This is a genomic window from Pirellulaceae bacterium (assembly GCA_029243025.1).
Classification (GTDB): Bacteria; Planctomycetota; Planctomycetia; order Pirellulales; family Pirellulaceae.
The window spans coordinates 62,328-77,640 of record JAQWSU010000034.1 but is presented as its reverse complement, the minus strand read 5'-3'; the positions used below and the strand labels follow the sequence as shown (position 1 = coordinate 77,640).

Here is a 15,313-nt window from a genome sequence, read left to right as displayed (position 1 = left end):
CAACTTTCATTCGTCGATCGCTATCAGGTTAGGTTGCGGTGGTATCGTCGCAGGCAATACCTTCGACTGATAGAAGAATACGGCACATTGGCGGTCCGTTCATCCGATTCCTCTTGTAATTCGAGAAACGGCTGCTGAACTAGCAATTACTCGGATCATGTCGCGTACTTGGGTTTCGAAACAGGTATCTTGGCGGCCCAAGTCATGCGCTGCGCTCACCGCGAGATGAAAGACGAATGTTCACGCGATCTGGGCGTTGATTTCTTCGTCATTCCGTCCGAAACGGCGCGCCAGATCGGTGTGACGGGAACTCAGTTGCGGTTGCGAATGATCTGAAGCGATCCCGTCGATGCCGATCGGAAATTAACACAATACGGACATTTTTTGATGAACCTTATCTGACTACCGAAGTCTTTAGCCGGAATGTCGTAGGGGCAATGTCCAAAGCTGAACGGGGTTCAGAAAACGTGAGGGCGTCATGCAACAAGCCGTATTGGATCGAATCATCGAGCGATCTCCTTCTGGTCGTTTGCTCTTTTATTATTTTAAAGACCGATATGCGCTCATGTTGCTCGAGGATGTGGTGGCTTCCGGTCGCAGCATTGCAGAACTGAAAAAGTCGCAATTTCAACCGTTGTTGTGTAGGCCATTGGTGCGACAAGTGTTGTCGCGAGTGAGCGACCGGCAGCTCCGCGTTCAAGATCTGCAATCGCGATGGGTTTACCCATATCAGGTGTTTCGTTTGACTTTTGGTCAGTGGCCATTGCCGGGCGAACGATGGAGACGGTCCTGGCACCAAATGGCGAGATCGGGTGTGAACTTAGTTCTGCAGTTGAACCTACCGATGCGTCATATTTGCGAGATGGAACGGTTGTTGCGGGAGGCTCGGGGAGAATTGCAGTGTGATCTGCATCCCATTGCGGCCAAGCCCGATTTTACTCTCGCCTGGTCCAGGATTGATTTTGATCCCGATTCGAAAGAGGTGCTGATTGAGGAAGTGCAAAGTGATTGGGTGCGCGACGCGGTTGCAAACTCGATGGCTGCCGTTGTAGATCGGTCGAGATGGAAACAATATGTGCAGCGATGGTTGCAACCCTATCGGAGAATATGGAGTGAAGCCATGCTGGCTGCGACGATCGCAATGGTGCGATCGATGTTGGCTCCGAAACGAATCTTCTATTACACGTTTTCCACTGGGAACAAAATTAAACGGTTGGCATGCTATCCGCCACCGCGTTCCCTGTACGTTGATCTGCCGCGTCGCTTTTGTTTTCGTGAGACACACCATGGACCCTCGTTTTTGCGAGAACACGGTGCACGACAAATCAAACGTACGCTTCGGGATCCAAGTTCAAAATGGTTTGTGATGGATTTGGACCTCGACCGATAGACGACTCAAACTCGATAGCTGCCGGCCTTGAGAAGGGTGTCATCGAATCGAGTTTTGTTCGAGCCAAAAATCTAGCCTGGTGTTTTCAACCGTGGGATTGTTCTCACGATGATGTTCTGCAGGGTGAAGCAATCCCATTGCTCGATGGGGAGCAACTTCAAGCCCCTATCTGTAGCTTTCGCAGTTTGTTCATTCCGTCGTGACGAACGCACACGTTTTCTGACAATCTGCTACTGCTCTCTATTTCCACGTGTTGTCACGGATCGGTTGTCCATTGGTCGTGAGGATCTGGAAATGATGGAAGCCGGCATTCATGCCCGAGTATCGCCAGACAACCTGCTTGGCAGCCGTGATTTCAAATAATTTCACCTGATCGCCTTTGGCGTGATAGCTGGTCACGACCGTGTTGCCGTTGGGGAGGCGTTGGACGCCGCACGCGTCATCCAGCAGCGTTTCGCCCAGGTCTTCGTTGGTGACACTCCACACGATCCTTCCTGAGGGGTGAACTTCGATCACCCGATTGCCATTCGTGCAACCGATCACTGTGTTGCCGTTGGCGAGGCGAATTGCGGTGAACGGCCAGTCTCGCTTTTCTCGACCTCGCTCATCCGTGCTGATCGTGTGGATGACTTTGCCGCTCACGGGAGAGTATTCCTTCACGGCGAAATCGAGCAGGTGCGGGGCGAGGTAGTTTCCGTTTGGGAGTCTTCGGAGCATGCGGGTTTGCATGTGGAAATTGTCGGTTTGACAGGATAGGGGTGTTTGCTGAGTGATTTTGCCTTGACGGTCAACGACAATGGCCCGTGGATTGGGGCCTAATTCCGAAATGAGAAAACGGTTGTCGGGGAGCGGTTGGACGGTGCTTATCTCTTTCTGCTGCCCTTGGTATTGGAACACAATTTTTTTCGTGGCGTGTTCAACTTCGACGACGCCTCCGTGAGGGAATTCTTTTGTTGGATAGATTGCGAGCAGGACGTTGCCATTAGGCAATAACCAGCCATCGCTGGCTGGCATTGGGAACTGCCAGCCAATGGTTCCATCTTCTTCGACAATAACAACCTGGTTGGCCTTGCCGACTCCCAGGAAAGAATGCCGGACCTCTTCGGCGGAGAGGTGTGTGGTGGGGCAAGTGGCCAGGATGAAGGTGACGGTTAGTAGGAGCTTTAGCATTGCATGCTTTTCCTAGAGGCGTTTGCGTTGTGATTGAGTTTTGTTACGAGTAAGCATTTTTCGGGCGAAGCCTGAATGGTAACAGGATCGATCAGTTTAGCGGAAAAGGTTGATTGTTTGGTCGCCACCGCCGAAATTCTCTGAGATGGCGAGCGTTTGGCCGATGGCTTAGGCTGAGCGGTCGGGACAATTGATGTTTCCTTCACTACAATGAGATCGAACTCATCTGATCGCTCGAACTGGTGCTGATTCTAAAGCAGAATCGCTGATCGACGAAAGTAAAAGTAAGTAGTGAAAGACGAATTGATTTGATAGGCGAGGCTACGCAAGGCGGCCCGGTGACAATGAACAGCCAGCCCAAGATTGCATTGACGATGGGCGACCCTGCGGGGGTCGGTCCGGAACTGTGTGTGTTTGCTTTAAACGATGCCGAGTTGCAAAAGGTTTGTACGCCTATCGTGTTTGGTGATGCAAATGTGCTGTCGCAGGTCGCAAAAACGTTGCAGCAACCATTTGACCCGGTCGTGATTTCGCTTGATCAATGGTCGCGTGAACATGCGGCAGTCACTCTCCCAACAGTCGTGGATCTGGATTGTATTGCGGCGGATGAATTTCAGCCGGGGGTGATCAATTCCAACACAGGGGCTGCGAGTTTTGTCTGTATTGAGGCGGCGATCGAAGCAGCACTGGCTGCGCAAGTGGCGGCAGTGACGACAGCGCCCATTAACAAGAAGGCATTGAATCTGGCCGGTGTCGATTATCCCGGCCACACAGAGATTTTTGCCGAACGGGCAAAATCAGACCGTTGGTGCATGATGCAATATTCAGAGCCGATCACCTGTACGTTTGTGACCGTGCATTGTGGTTACGCCGAGGTACCCGCCTTGCTGACCACGAAACGAGTGTTGGATGTTATTGAATTATCGGCGGACGCTTTATTACGCATTCGAGGACGATCGCCTCAGATCGTTGTCTGTGGTTTGAATCCCCATGCAGGCGAGCAGTCGTTATTTGGCAATGGGGAAGAAGAGCGGATTATCTTACCAGCCATCGAGTCAGCTCGAGCGAGAGGGTTGCAGGTGGAGGGTCCGTTGCCGCCCGATACGGCCTTTTTGCCTTGGAAACGGGAAGCTGCCGATGTGTTTGTCTGCATGTATCACGACCAGGGGCATATTCCTGTAAAGGCGCTTGCTTTTGATGAAGCGGTAAACACGACTCTCGGTCTTCCGATGATTCGCACCAGCGTGGATCATGGGACAGCCCTCGACATCGCTTGGCAAGGAAAGGTGAATCCTGGCAGTTTAACGGCAGCGCTCAAATTGGCTGCGTCGTTGGCCAGCGGATGAAAGGGGGCGCCGCGTCATCCGCCACCAGCCGATTAACAGACGATGAGATTGGCCCCAGGTCGAGTAAAGTGGCCCGGTCAAGGCAAGGGCTCCGTGGTCAGAGGATCGGCGGAGATTGCCTGAAAAGCAGCTTCTTTTTGCCGGGAAGGCGTACGTGAGCTTGGGTTGCCGTGAGCTTGGGTTGCCGTGAGCTGTTCTGGTATGATCTGGGTCAGTCGCGAGACGGGCCGGCCGCGCGGCTTACGCCGATTTAGGTACGCCGATTTAGGTACGCCGATTTAACGTTTTGTCTTTGTGGGAGGTTAACCATGGTTCCAGTGGATCGCCGAAGTTTCTCGAAATCGACCATCGGGTCATTGCTTGCGTATTCTGTGCTTGAGACCATTTGCGTGTCGGATGTGTTGGGTGCCGAACTGAAGCCGATTGCCGCACGATGGTTGGCGGAGTTAAACAATCGGTCGAATGATCTGCGGGGTCGTGAGCTGACGCAAATTGAATGGCAATCGGAAATTGAAAAACTATTTGCGCAGGTCGATTTGAATGAGTTTCTTTCTTATGTCGATTTTGAACGACTGATAAAGAATATGCAATTTCGTGACAAGGGTGAGCGAGCTTTTCGGGCGAAGTTTCCAGCGGTGGAGGGTTTACCTACCAAGTTAGCGTTCGGCCATCAGATGTTTGCACTCAAGAAATCGCAATCGGTCGTTCCCCATGGCCACAATAATATGGCGACGGCCTTCCTCATCTTGCGTGGAGATTTTCACGGTCGACACTACGATCGACTCGAGGATGAAGAACAGCATTTGATCGTCAAACCTACGATCGATCGGCGATTTGCGGTCGGAGAGTATTCGACGGTGTCCGACCAGAAAGATAATGTGCATTGGTTTAAGGCGATGTCGGATACCGCTTACATTTTCAATATTCACCTACTAAATGTTGACCCTGAAATAAAACGAGGCGGCCGCGTCTACATCGATCCCAAGGGGGAGCAGTTGTCAGGAGGCAAGATTCGAGCTCGCAAGATTAAGGCCAAAGAAGCTTTTCAATTATACGGCTGATCCATCGCTCCTGATCTGATAAGTTAACTCGTCAGAGGTCCGATCTCGGTAGCTACTGCATCGTTTCGATCGGCGTTATACGGTGGACGGTTACCCCGATTCAAGTCGAAGGGCCACCAGGCAACGCGAATACCGAAATGCTCAGTTTTCCTCGGGGCGACTTACCCTCGCTGTGTTGAGTGGCCACGACGCCACTCTTTGAGAAAAGCGAAAAACTGGTCAGCGGGAGGCCGATGTTTCTTGTTCAGGCGGGAAATGAGATACAGGTCGCGGATCGGCCGAAAGCCGCGAACTTTGATCAGGGTCAAGCCGTCCACATTGAGATGGGTTCTTTTTGACAGGAAAGCGACGCCGACCCCTCGCTTCACTGCAGCTCGGATGGCGTCGTTACTATTGAATTCCATGGCAATGGTCAATTCGCCGGGCGACACATCGTGGTCGATGAGTGCCTGTTCGACGCAACGGCGAGTGCCCGAACCGGCTTCACGTGTAATCAGAGGTTCCGAGCAAAGTTGTTTGATGGTCGTGGTGCCCTTGCTGGCCAGCGGGTGGCGTGATGAGACAAACAACGTTAATTCATCTTCAATGATGGGAGTTGCCTCGAGTTTTGCGGAGCTCGGCAGTTCCCCCACAAAGCCTAAATCGGCGTCACCCGCTTCGACCGCATTGGTGGCAACTTGACTGTCGGAAACTACCACCGATTCACGCACCTGAGGCCAACGCGCACGAAATTCGGCCAATAAATCCGGTATCAACCACTCAGCGGGGACGGTGCTGCTGGCAATTTGGAGCTCACCGAACAATTGCGGCTGCTGCTCGTTAACTTCGGCTCGGGCTTGTTGAGTCAGTGCAAGGATCTGTTCCGCGTAGGGATACAATCGTTTGCCCGCCTCTGAGAGTTGTACTCCTCGACCCTCGCGATGAAACAAGGCCACCCCCAGCTCCTTCTCGAGTGCCGCAATGTGTTGGCTAACGGCAGCTTGAGTCAGCTGGAGTTGTTGGGCAGCGCGAGTGAAGCTTTCGCGTTCAGCGGCTGCGCGGAAAGTGTGGAGCAGGCGAAGTTCCATAAGCGTGGCTTATACTGGTTCTTGCTCACTTGTCGGCTCCTGGGGAGGCCGTTACGATGGCCGTCAAGATCCAATCGATGGTTGGTATAACAATTTATTATGAGTTGTGTCCGGGAGGATTCAACCGGGCTAGTGCGTTTTAGAGGAAATGGCAATGAGGGACGAATCGATCAATCGTTTGCTGGTCGGGGTTCTGTTTATTCTGAGCTTCGCGCCCGCGGTTGCTGCAGTCGAGAAGGATGGTCAGCGGTCAGATGGCAACCCGATGCGAAAATTTCAGTTTGAGTACCAAGCGGCACTCGCCGACGTGCCGGCCGGTGCAAAGGTGCGGGTCTGGCTGCCTGTGCCTCCGACGAACGAGCATCAGACGGTTGAGCTTATCAAGCAGGAATTACCGACGAAGGCCCAGACTGGTACCGATCCGGTTTATCGAAACAAGATCTTGTATTTCGAAACGGAAGCTCCTGCTTCCGGAAAAATACCCTTTGGCGTTACTTATTTAGTTGAGCGGCAGGAAGTTCGCGGCTTAGATGGAAAAGCGGGTGGACGTTTGTCGGCGACCGATCGCCGTGTCTTTTTGTCTCCCAATAAAAAGGTGCCGCTGTCGGGCAAGCAATTAGATTTGTTGCAAGGAATTGATTTGCCTCGTACAACCGTGGATCTCGCCCGGGTGCTCTACGATCGAGTGGATGCCCACGTTAAGTACGATAAATCCCGGCCCGGATACGGAAATGGCGATGTTAACTGGGTCTGCGATAGTCGATTCGGCAATTGCACCGATTTCCACAGTCTGTTTATTTCCTGGGCCCGAGCCAAGGGCGTGCCGACGCGTTTCGAAATCGGTTTTCCACTTCCGCCGGAAAAAACCGAGGGCAAAATAGCCGGCTACCACTGTTGGGCCTTATTCTACGACAAGATGAATGGTTGGGTGCCGGTTGACATTTCAGAGGCGGATAAGCACCCAACGTTAAAAGAATATTACTTCGGCAATCTGACCAAGGATCGGGTCGCTTTCACAACCGGTCGAGACCTTGAACTGGTGCCCCCTCAAAACGGTCCTCCATTGAACTATTTTGTTTATCCGTATGTTGAGGTCGACGGAAAGCCGTGGCCCAAGCGAAACACCGAACTAATGTTTTCTTTTAGTGATATGCGCTAGAGCAAGCGAGCTGTAGCGACCACAAATCGATGGCGGAAAGCTGCTGGATTTTCGCTCGATCTGTCAAAAATACACCGATTTCTCGTCTCCTAGCGTGGTGGTATCGGTGTTTCTGAACTCATTCGATCGCTGCTTCGGGCTGTGGTAGATTGCTTTTTGCACCGATTGGAGCGCGTAGTGTTCACATTCATGAACAAAATGTCAGTGAGATCAACTGACGAGATTTGCGAATAGGTAATTTTGGGGAAAGAGGTTGTTTCTTGGGCCTGGGATTGTTACACTAACTACCGATTCAGGCGAGGGTACGAAGTAGTGAGGCTCGGATCCGCGTCACGAAGTGGTTGTGATACGAAAACCATCAGGCAACGCTAACGAGTTCAAAAAAATCGAAATACCAAATCGGATTGTCCCAATAGGCAAATGCCTGGGGGTCATCCGACTTGGTATTTTTTTTTGAATCAATGTTTAGTCGTTAAAGATTTAGCAACTCATAAGGCAACGCTACTGCTGAAAAAAAAGTGTAGACGCTAGTTCCATACGATCCGATTGATTCGGTCTCTGGGAAGTTGCGTGTGCACTTTTTTTTTTGATGCGTAATCTATGACAATCCGATTGAATTCAAAGTTACTAGATTAATGGTGGAGAAATTATGTTCCGTAGAATTATGATGCCTGCAGTTGCAGTTGCAGTGGCGGTCGCACTTTCGGTCGCGTCGTCTGCAATCGCCGGTTTGAACACTGCTACTTATGTGGACAGTTCAAGCGGCGCACCTAACAATGCTGGATTCATTCCAACCGGCTACGCGACGGCTGTCGGTGACGGGGCTGGTGTAGGTGCGAGCCAAGTGACCCTCATGGACATCGACGGTGGTGACATGTGGAATGGTGGTGACCAATTCATCTACTTGCACGACAGTGCTCAAGAAGCTGGTGATTTCACCGCTACCGTTCGCGTTGTAGCTCAAACCGAAGCTACCGCTGGCCGTTGGGGAAAAGCAGGTATCCACGCTCGCTCGACTCTTGATGGTAACAGTGCCAATGCCATGGCTCAGTTGGCTAACGGCAACGGTTCCCAGCTTGCTGGCGAAAGTCCCGTTCCTGTTCGTCTTGCTGGTCGTACTCAAAACGATGGCCAAGGTGGATTTGAGAATGGCATCATCGCTGCCGCTGGTTCCGAGCAAGATCTTCTCGGTGCCGAAGTTGCCAACAACACGTTTACAGCAGACGGTACGGTTGCAACTTGGTTGAGCCTCCAATACACCAAGGCAACGAACTCGTTTGTTGCTGGAACGGCCAAAGACCTTGATGGCACTCCCGGTGTATGGTCCTACTCCGCTGCAGTTGATAACGTTCCTAGCGATGGTGACTGGTATGTTGGTCTTGCTTACAGCATGCACAATGACCAGGTTGGAGTTGATAACATGCTGGGCGTGACGTACGACAATTGGTCGATCAATCAGATTCCCGAGCCGTCGACTCTGACCCTGCTTGGGCTGGCGTTAGCGGGCTTTGTTGGACTGGCGCGTCGCCGTCGCTAAGGCCCCGCGGGCAAACGCAAATTCGAAAAAGAGCCGCTTCGTCAAGCGGCTCTTTTTTTGTGCCGTCCTGGCAGCGACTGATGGGTGATGCACGCCAGATTTTACCTCCGCTCGGGCGGCGCTGCGTGGCCCGGTGGTGTCCATCCGTTGATTCCCCATGGTGGCGGGCGTTTTTTGTTGCTGCCTGTTCGATCCACTTCCCTCGAAGGGTGAAAAAAGCTTCCTGGGAGAGCCGGCGGATATGACCAAGTGGCTCTCTCGCCTTGACGATGCCGACTTCGTGAGGTTTGCCGTGCGGTTTGTCAGGCTTAAAACGGTCGTTTTCGCCATTTGAGCCGATTGTTGGCCCAAATGGGAGGTTGCAACAAAGGGGGCAAAAACGGGCGTCAGATTTTTCATTTCTAACGGTTATTGTCATAATAACAGCAGACTTGACGCACGATCGCAGCGGCGTCAATTTTCAATTGCTCCGGATTTATGGCGGCATTTCTGGATCAGTGCCTGCGACGGCATATGATTGTGGGTGGTTTGTCCCATCGGCTACGAGGTCTCGATGAGTAAGCGTAAGCGTCGTGTAAGCAGTTCCCAGTCAAAAAAGACGGAGTCGAGACGAGAGCGGATCGGAAAGCCTCGTTGGTGGCGGGGGGGGCTCTTGGGTCTGATCGCCATCACGGTAGCCGTTTTTTGCGTTCGGCAGCTCCGCATCGAAGGGCCGCGTCCCGATCCGGTTTCGGCAACGCCCGAAGCCGATGAGAACGGAACGGCATCGGTTTCCGTGCCGAAAGCCGTTGATCTGCCAGTTTTGCCCGGCTTGGAGAAAGTTCGATTTGATACCGTGGTCCGGGCTGTGGCGGAACGTGAGGACCCGACGGTCGACGGTTGGGACTCAGAGCGTTTCAGTGAACTTGCTTCGGCCCAATTGAAGCTTTTTGGCAAGATGCTGATCGATCCTGCTTTACGAGATGACGCACATGCCGCTGCGGTGGCTGCGGAGGATTTCAGCAGCGGTAATCTGCGCCCTGCTGTCCTGGAGCCGATTTTTCGCGATAAGACACTCGTTGTAATGCGATCCGATTCCGCAGTGAACACGGCTGAGTCCGAGGCATTTCGGGGGCGAGCGGGGCTGGTGGCTTTGATCAATCAGCAGGCGGCTCCTTTGGAAGGCCTCGCCGATCTGCGTTTTAAATTCAAAATTGTCCGCGTCGAACTGGAAGGCGACCTGGCGAAAACACGCGCCTATTTTCAAGTTAGCGGTCGTCAATCAAAACAGGCGGTACAAGTCAATTCCACATGGACCTGTGATTGGCAACGCGGGGTCGGACCCGACGGTCCTCCCTTCCTTAAATCGATTGCAATCGACGACTACGAAGAAGTGGTGTACCGCGGTTCAGTTGATTCAATGTTTGCTGATTGTACAGAATCCGTCTTTCGCAATACGGATCGATTTCAGCGTCAGTTGATTTATGGAATTGATCATTGGACCGACCGTTTTGATGGCTCCATCGCGCGTCCGGCAGCCGGGCATGGTATTGCTGTGGGTGACGTTAACGGAGACGGTTTGGACGACGTCTATCTCTGTCAATCGCCAGCTTTACCAAATCTGCTTCTGATTCAAAACGAGGATGGGTCCGTTACGGACATTGCACCGGAGGCGGGAGTCAACTGGTTGGAGGGGACTCGCGCGGCTCTGTTGGTGGATTTGGACAATGATGCGGATCAAGATTTGGTGGCGGTCCTGGGTGGCAAAGTGGTTATTCAAGCAAATGACGGATCAGGCCGATTTGTTACCAAGTCAATTGTCGATTCCGTCAGTAGTTTGTTTGCGATCAACGCGGTTGATTATGACGGTGACAAGGATCTAGATCTGTTTATTTGTGGTTACACGCTCAGTTCTGGTGCGGACGTGAACGATGTGTTCGCGAATCCAATGCCCTTTCATGATGCGAATAACGGTGCACCGAACATCATGTTACGGAATGAAGGGGATTGGGCATTTACCGATGTGACGGAACAAATCGGCTTAGGAGAAAACAATCGGCGTTTCAGCTACGCGTCGGCCTGGGAAGATTTCGACAGCGATGGCGATCTGGATGTTTATGTTTCGAACGACTTTGGTCGCAATAACCTTTACCGGAATGATGATGGGCAATTTAAGGACGTCGCAGCGGACCTTGATGTCGAAGATATCGGTCCTGGGATGTCAAGCGCCTGGGGTGATTTTAATAACGACGCGCGCCCGGATTTGTATGTGAGTAATATGTTTTCGTCGGCCGGTAATCGCATCACTCATCAACAGCAGTTTAAATCAGGTTTGGACGCCGAGCAGAAAAAGCTATTTCGACGACATGCCCGTGGGAATTCGCTGTTTGAAAACGTGGGGGAAAATGGTTTTGCCGATCGAAGTGTGGACTTGGGTGTGACGTTGGGGCGGTGGGCTTGGGGCTCACTCTTTGTCGATCTCAATAATGATGGGTGGGAAGACCTGTATGTAGCGAATGGGTTCATTACTGCCGACAACAATAATGATTTGTGAAGCTTTATGTGGCGCCAGGTCGTGGCGCAATCACCGGGTGAGAACGCACCTGCCGGCGAAGTGGTCCGCTATGACGTTGGCTGGAAAGCTCTGAATACGATGCTCAAATCCGGTCGCTCGTTAAGTGGGCATGAACGTAATTGTTGTTTTCTCAATACGCGGGGCGGGCGTTTTGCCAATATCGCTGCCGTTGCCAACCTCGATTTTGATGATGATGGACGCGTGGTGGCGCTGGCGGATTGGGATGTTGACGGCGACCTGGACATGTGGATTGCAAATCGAACCGGACCTCAATGCCGGTTTTTGCGGAACGACCAAGAGAATGATTATGGTTTTGTTGCTTTTCGATTGCAGGGTGTTCATTGTAATCGGGACGCCATCGGCGCTCGTGTCGAAATTTATTTAGCCGACGATCCTGAGCATCCACGCCGGATGCGAACACTTCGCGCAGGCGAGGGTTATTTAGCCCAGTCCAGCAAATGGGTGCACTTTGGTTTAGGGGATCGAAGGCAAATTGAAAGAGTGGTAGTCGCGTGGCCTCATGGCGATCGTGAAACGTTCATCGGAGTTGAGGCCAATCAACGGTACAAGTTAGTCGAAGGTCGAGGTGAATCTGAGTTATTGGAGCAGTCCGATCGATCGATTGTGTTGGAACCATCGAAAGTCAAGGTTCCACCTTCAACTGACCAATCTCGCATCGTGCTGATTTCGCCGATACCTGTTCCGGTGTTGCGGTACACCAATTCGAAAGGACAGCCAGAGACGATCGCTAGCAAGCAGGGTAAGACTCGGTTGATCAATTTGTGGGCGACTTGGTGCAAGCCGTGTCTTCACGAGTTGGACGCGTGGAAGAAGCACGCTGAAGAATTGCGGTCGTGTGGGCTTGAAATTGTGGCGGTGAATGTCGACGAACCCGACGCAAATCGAGAGGCCCAGCTAGAAGAAGTAAACGCAATGCTCGATCAGTTGCAATTTCCGTTCGAGCGAGGTTTTGCGATGCCTGATTTGTCGCAGCAGTTTGACGTGTTGCAACGCAGTATTGTTCGGCGGCAGAAGCCAATGCCGGTTCCAACAAGTTTCCTGATTGACGGCAGAGGGAATTTACGCGTCATTTACAAGGGGCCAGTATCCGCGCAGCAGTTGATTGCCGACTCGCGGTTGATGGATGCGTCGCCCGAAGAGGTGGTCGCAGCGAGCGTCCCCTATCCGGGCATTTGGCTGGGGACGCCCGCGGGTGCGTCGCCCAATCAAATCGCCGTCAAGCTCGTGGAAGGTGGCTTTATCCGCGAGACAGAAGAATATCTTAAATATCTGCAGTCAACCCAAGTTAAGAATCCGAGATTTAATCGGGCTGACGCCAATATCCTGTTGGGAGCAATCTATTTTGATCAAAACCGTTTGGAAGAATCGGCGGACGCGTTTCAGCAAGCGCTAATTAGCGACCCCAGCCATCGTCAGTCACACATTGAACTTGGCCGAGTTCTAAACCGACTTGAGAAATTTGATCTGGCTGCTGATCATTTTGAAAAAGCTTTGGAGCGGAGGCAAAATGATCCCGAGTTGCGTTTCAAATTGGGAATGGCGCGTTTGAAAAGCGGTGCGCCGGACGAAGCGATTCGGCAACTAATTCAGGCGGTGGAATTACGTCCCAGCGCGGCAACCTATCACCAAATTGGTAATATCTATCACGCTCAAGGCCAACTCAAAGATGCGTTGGAGCATTATTCGAAAGCGGTGGAGATCAATCGGGATTTTTATCCCGCAGTTAATAATCTTGCTTGGACGCTGGCAACCAGTTCGGATGCTTCCCTGCGGGATGGGCAGCGGGCGGTGGAGCTCGCAGAACGTGTCTGTAGCCGACCCGCTTCACGCGATCCGAGCAATCTGGATACGCTGGCCGCCGCCTTGGCTGAAGCGGGGCAGTACGAAGACGCCGTTGCGACAATCAAGGAAGCAATTCGAAAGGCAAAAACGGCCGGCGACTTGAACGCCTCACGTAGCATGGAAAGACGGCTGTTGTTGTACCAAGAGGACAAGCCGTTTCACGCGCCGTAAGTGATCGTTGATTCATTTCATTTTCCTTAAGACTTGCCATGCATTCATTCATCTTCGTATTCCGGATTGATCGAACGCTGCGGCGAATCATTTGGGGAGGCACGGTCACTTGCAGCTTTATCGCTGCCGGATGTGGGGGGACTGCTCCTGTCTCTTCGACCGATCCGCCCGCCGGTGTAGTTGCTGGAACGCCTCAGGCCGATTCACGCTCCGTCAATGAAAGCGACGCGTCTGCCGGTGAAGTTCCCGCCAGCCGCAATTCTCCGCAGCTGCATCCGTCACTCGAAGGGCGTGATTATGATGCGGTCATTCGTGATGTGGTTGCTCGGGAAGATCCCCTGGTCGATGGTTGGGATTCCGAACGGTTTAGTGATTTGGCGATGCGGCAATTGAAGAAGATTGGTGGCGTCGTGAGTCATCCTCCCTTAGCCAATTCGAGCGAACTTAAGGAACTTTGTACGGAAGCGTACCAAGGAGGGCAGCTCAGACCGGCTTTGGAAACGACGGTCGACGAACCGCCGTTTCTGGTGCGGCGGCCCGATGAAGCGGAAAAGGAAAATGCAGGACGAAAGGGTGCACAAGGTTTTGCAGACGACTTGCGGAGCCTGCGGAAACTGTTCAAGGAAGATGCGGAACTTCGTTACAAATTTAAGATTGTCAAAGTTGATTTGCAAGCAGACGCCGCCAGGACCACGGTGCTTTGCGAGTTTGTTGGAGCAGCCGAAACAGGGCAGGCTCAGGTCAATGCTCGCTGGGATTGCAGCTGGGCGATTTTTGGCCAAGCGACACCACCTCGTTTGAAATCGATACGGGTTGACGATTACGAGGAGGTTGTCGTTAGCACGAACAGTCCCATGTTGTTTTCCGATTGCACACGTTCGGCCCTTGAGGGACTAGCCGCGTTAGACAGCCAATTAATCCATGGTCGAGACTATTGGTATGGAAACCTGGAGGGGTCGATTGGTGTCGAAGGACGCGGGAATGGTATGGCGATCGGGGATGCAAACGGTGACGGACTGGATGATATCTATCTTTGTCAACCTTCCGCTTTACCGAATCGTTTGCTTGTTCGGCAAGCGGATGGATCACTTGTCGATGAATCGAAAGCGGCGGGGGTCGATTGGCTTGACAGTACCCGCGCCGCATTGTGGGTGGATCTTGATAACGATGGTGACCAAGACTTATTGCTTACCCAAAGTACCGAAGTGCTTTTGCATGAGAATGATGGGACGGGACGATTTCCGTTGAGGAATAGGATATCGACGGATAGCCGGCTGTTTTCGTTTAACGCGATTGATTACGACTCCGATGGCAACCTTGACCTGTATGTGTGTGGATACAGTGCAGCGGCCCAAACTCGGCCCACCGATATTTTTGTTAGCCCCATGCCGTACCACGACGCAAATAATGGTGGCTCGAATTTTATGTTTCGGAATGAGGGCGATTGGGTCTTCCGAGACGTGACTCAGGAAATTGGCTTAGATGAAAATAATCTGCGATTCAGTTTGGCGTCAGTGTGGGACGATTTCGATAACGATGGTGATTTTGATCTTTATGTTGCCAATGATTTCGGGCGAAATAATCTCTATCGCAATGAAGAAGGCTTTTTTGTGGACGTCGCTCCGGTGGCGGAAGTGGAAGACATTGGTCCAGGGATGTCGGCAGCTTGGGGGGACCACAATAATGATGGGAAAATGGATTTGTACGTCAGTAATATGTTCTCGTCTGCGGGCAGTCGGATTACGCGACAGCAACAGTTTAAACCCCAAGCGGAAAGGGAAGACCTGGTCGGATTTCAGCGCCATGCACGCGGTAATTCGTTGTTTGAGAATCTTGGTGATGGGCGGTTTTCGGATCGCAGCGTTGATTTGGGTGTCACCATGGGCCGCTGGGCCTGGGGCTCACTTTTTGTCGACTTGAACAATGATGGTTGGCGGGATTTGTATGTGACGAATGGCTTTGTGACTGCGGATAATAATAACGATTTGTGAAGTT

The 15,313-nt window shown here is 52.2% G+C and carries 10 protein-coding genes; 8 read left to right on the top strand and 2 right to left on the bottom strand.

What is annotated here, in order from left to right; translation table 11 throughout:
• Positions 1 to 478: 478 nt before the first annotated feature.
• A complete protein-coding gene (locus P8N76_16515) occupies positions 479 to 1,390 on the top strand; it encodes a hypothetical protein (protein MDG2383275.1) in 912 nt (303 codons plus the stop codon).
• 240 nt (positions 1,391 to 1,630) lie between these two features.
• Here the strand turns inward: P8N76_16515 and P8N76_16510 are convergent, their stop codons facing one another.
• A complete protein-coding gene (locus P8N76_16510) occupies positions 1,631 to 2,560 on the bottom strand; it encodes a hypothetical protein (GenBank protein MDG2383274.1) in 930 nt (309 codons plus the stop codon).
• Positions 2,561 to 2,904: 344 nt separating this feature from the next.
• Between P8N76_16510 and pdxA the strand changes: the two genes are divergently transcribed.
• Positions 2,905 to 3,906: a 4-hydroxythreonine-4-phosphate dehydrogenase PdxA gene (gene pdxA / locus P8N76_16505; GenBank protein MDG2383273.1), complete on the top strand. Its 1,002-nt coding sequence runs from the start codon at positions 2,905 to 2,907 to the stop codon at positions 3,904 to 3,906.
• 308 nt (positions 3,907 to 4,214) lie between these two features.
• Positions 4,215 to 4,967, top strand: a complete 753-nt coding sequence (locus P8N76_16500) for a hypothetical protein (GenBank protein ID MDG2383272.1) — start codon at positions 4,215 to 4,217, stop codon at positions 4,965 to 4,967.
• A 161-nt stretch (positions 4,968 to 5,128) separates the two neighbouring features.
• On the opposite strand, the gene P8N76_16495 is transcribed toward P8N76_16500, so the two are convergent.
• Positions 5,129 to 6,034, bottom strand: coding sequence for a selenium metabolism-associated LysR family transcriptional regulator (locus tag P8N76_16495; protein ID MDG2383271.1), 906 nt, complete (start codon positions 6,032 to 6,034; stop codon positions 5,129 to 5,131).
• Positions 6,035 to 6,188: 154 nt separating this feature from the next.
• Between P8N76_16495 and P8N76_16490 the strand changes: the two genes are divergently transcribed.
• The 5 genes from P8N76_16490 (at position 6,189) to P8N76_16470 (ending at position 15,309) form a co-directional block, all read left to right on the top strand.
• Positions 6,189 to 7,193: a transglutaminase domain-containing protein gene (locus P8N76_16490; protein ID MDG2383270.1), complete on the top strand. Its 1,005-nt coding sequence runs from the start codon at positions 6,189 to 6,191 to the stop codon at positions 7,191 to 7,193.
• Positions 7,194 to 7,842: 649 nt separating this feature from the next.
• Positions 7,843 to 8,730 (top strand): PEP-CTERM sorting domain-containing protein, encoded by an 888-nt coding sequence (locus P8N76_16485; protein ID MDG2383269.1) that lies wholly within the window; start codon positions 7,843 to 7,845, stop codon positions 8,728 to 8,730.
• Between the two features lie 553 nt (positions 8,731 to 9,283).
• Positions 9,284 to 11,263, top strand: coding sequence for a VCBS repeat-containing protein (locus P8N76_16480; GenBank protein MDG2383268.1), 1,980 nt, complete (start codon positions 9,284 to 9,286; stop codon positions 11,261 to 11,263).
• A gap of 21 nt (positions 11,264 to 11,284) precedes the next feature.
• Complete coding sequence (locus P8N76_16475; protein ID MDG2383267.1) at positions 11,285 to 13,318, top strand: tetratricopeptide repeat protein; 2,034 nt, start codon at positions 11,285 to 11,287, stop codon at positions 13,316 to 13,318.
• A gap of 38 nt (positions 13,319 to 13,356) precedes the next feature.
• Positions 13,357 to 15,309 carry a VCBS repeat-containing protein gene (locus P8N76_16470; GenBank protein ID MDG2383266.1) on the top strand — a complete coding sequence of 651 codons (1,953 nt, stop codon included), beginning with the start codon at positions 13,357 to 13,359 and terminating at the stop codon, positions 15,307 to 15,309.
• The last annotated feature ends 4 nt before the right edge of the window (positions 15,310 to 15,313 follow it).

Bases quoted from the DNA above. Each gene is read 5' to 3' on its own strand.
- P8N76_16510 (MDG2383274.1), bottom strand. From the start codon at position 2,560: ATGCTAAAGCTCCTACTAACCGTCACCTTCATCCTGGCCACTTGCCCC.
- P8N76_16495 (MDG2383271.1), bottom strand. From the start codon at position 6,034: ATGGAACTTCGCCTGCTCCACACTTTCCGCGCAGCCGCTGAACGCGAA.
- P8N76_16470 (MDG2383266.1), top strand. From the start codon at position 13,357: ATGCATTCATTCATCTTCGTATTCCGGATTGATCGAACGCTGCGGCGA.
- P8N76_16480 (MDG2383268.1), top strand. From the start codon at position 9,284: ATGAGTAAGCGTAAGCGTCGTGTAAGCAGTTCCCAGTCAAAAAAGACG.
- P8N76_16515 (MDG2383275.1), top strand. From the start codon at position 479: ATGCAACAAGCCGTATTGGATCGAATCATCGAGCGATCTCCTTCTGGT.
- pdxA (MDG2383273.1), top strand. From the start codon at position 2,905: ATGAACAGCCAGCCCAAGATTGCATTGACGATGGGCGACCCTGCGGGG.
- P8N76_16485 (MDG2383269.1), top strand. From the start codon at position 7,843: ATGTTCCGTAGAATTATGATGCCTGCAGTTGCAGTTGCAGTGGCGGTC.
- P8N76_16500 (MDG2383272.1), top strand. From the start codon at position 4,215: ATGGTTCCAGTGGATCGCCGAAGTTTCTCGAAATCGACCATCGGGTCA.
- P8N76_16490 (MDG2383270.1), top strand. From the start codon at position 6,189: ATGAGGGACGAATCGATCAATCGTTTGCTGGTCGGGGTTCTGTTTATT.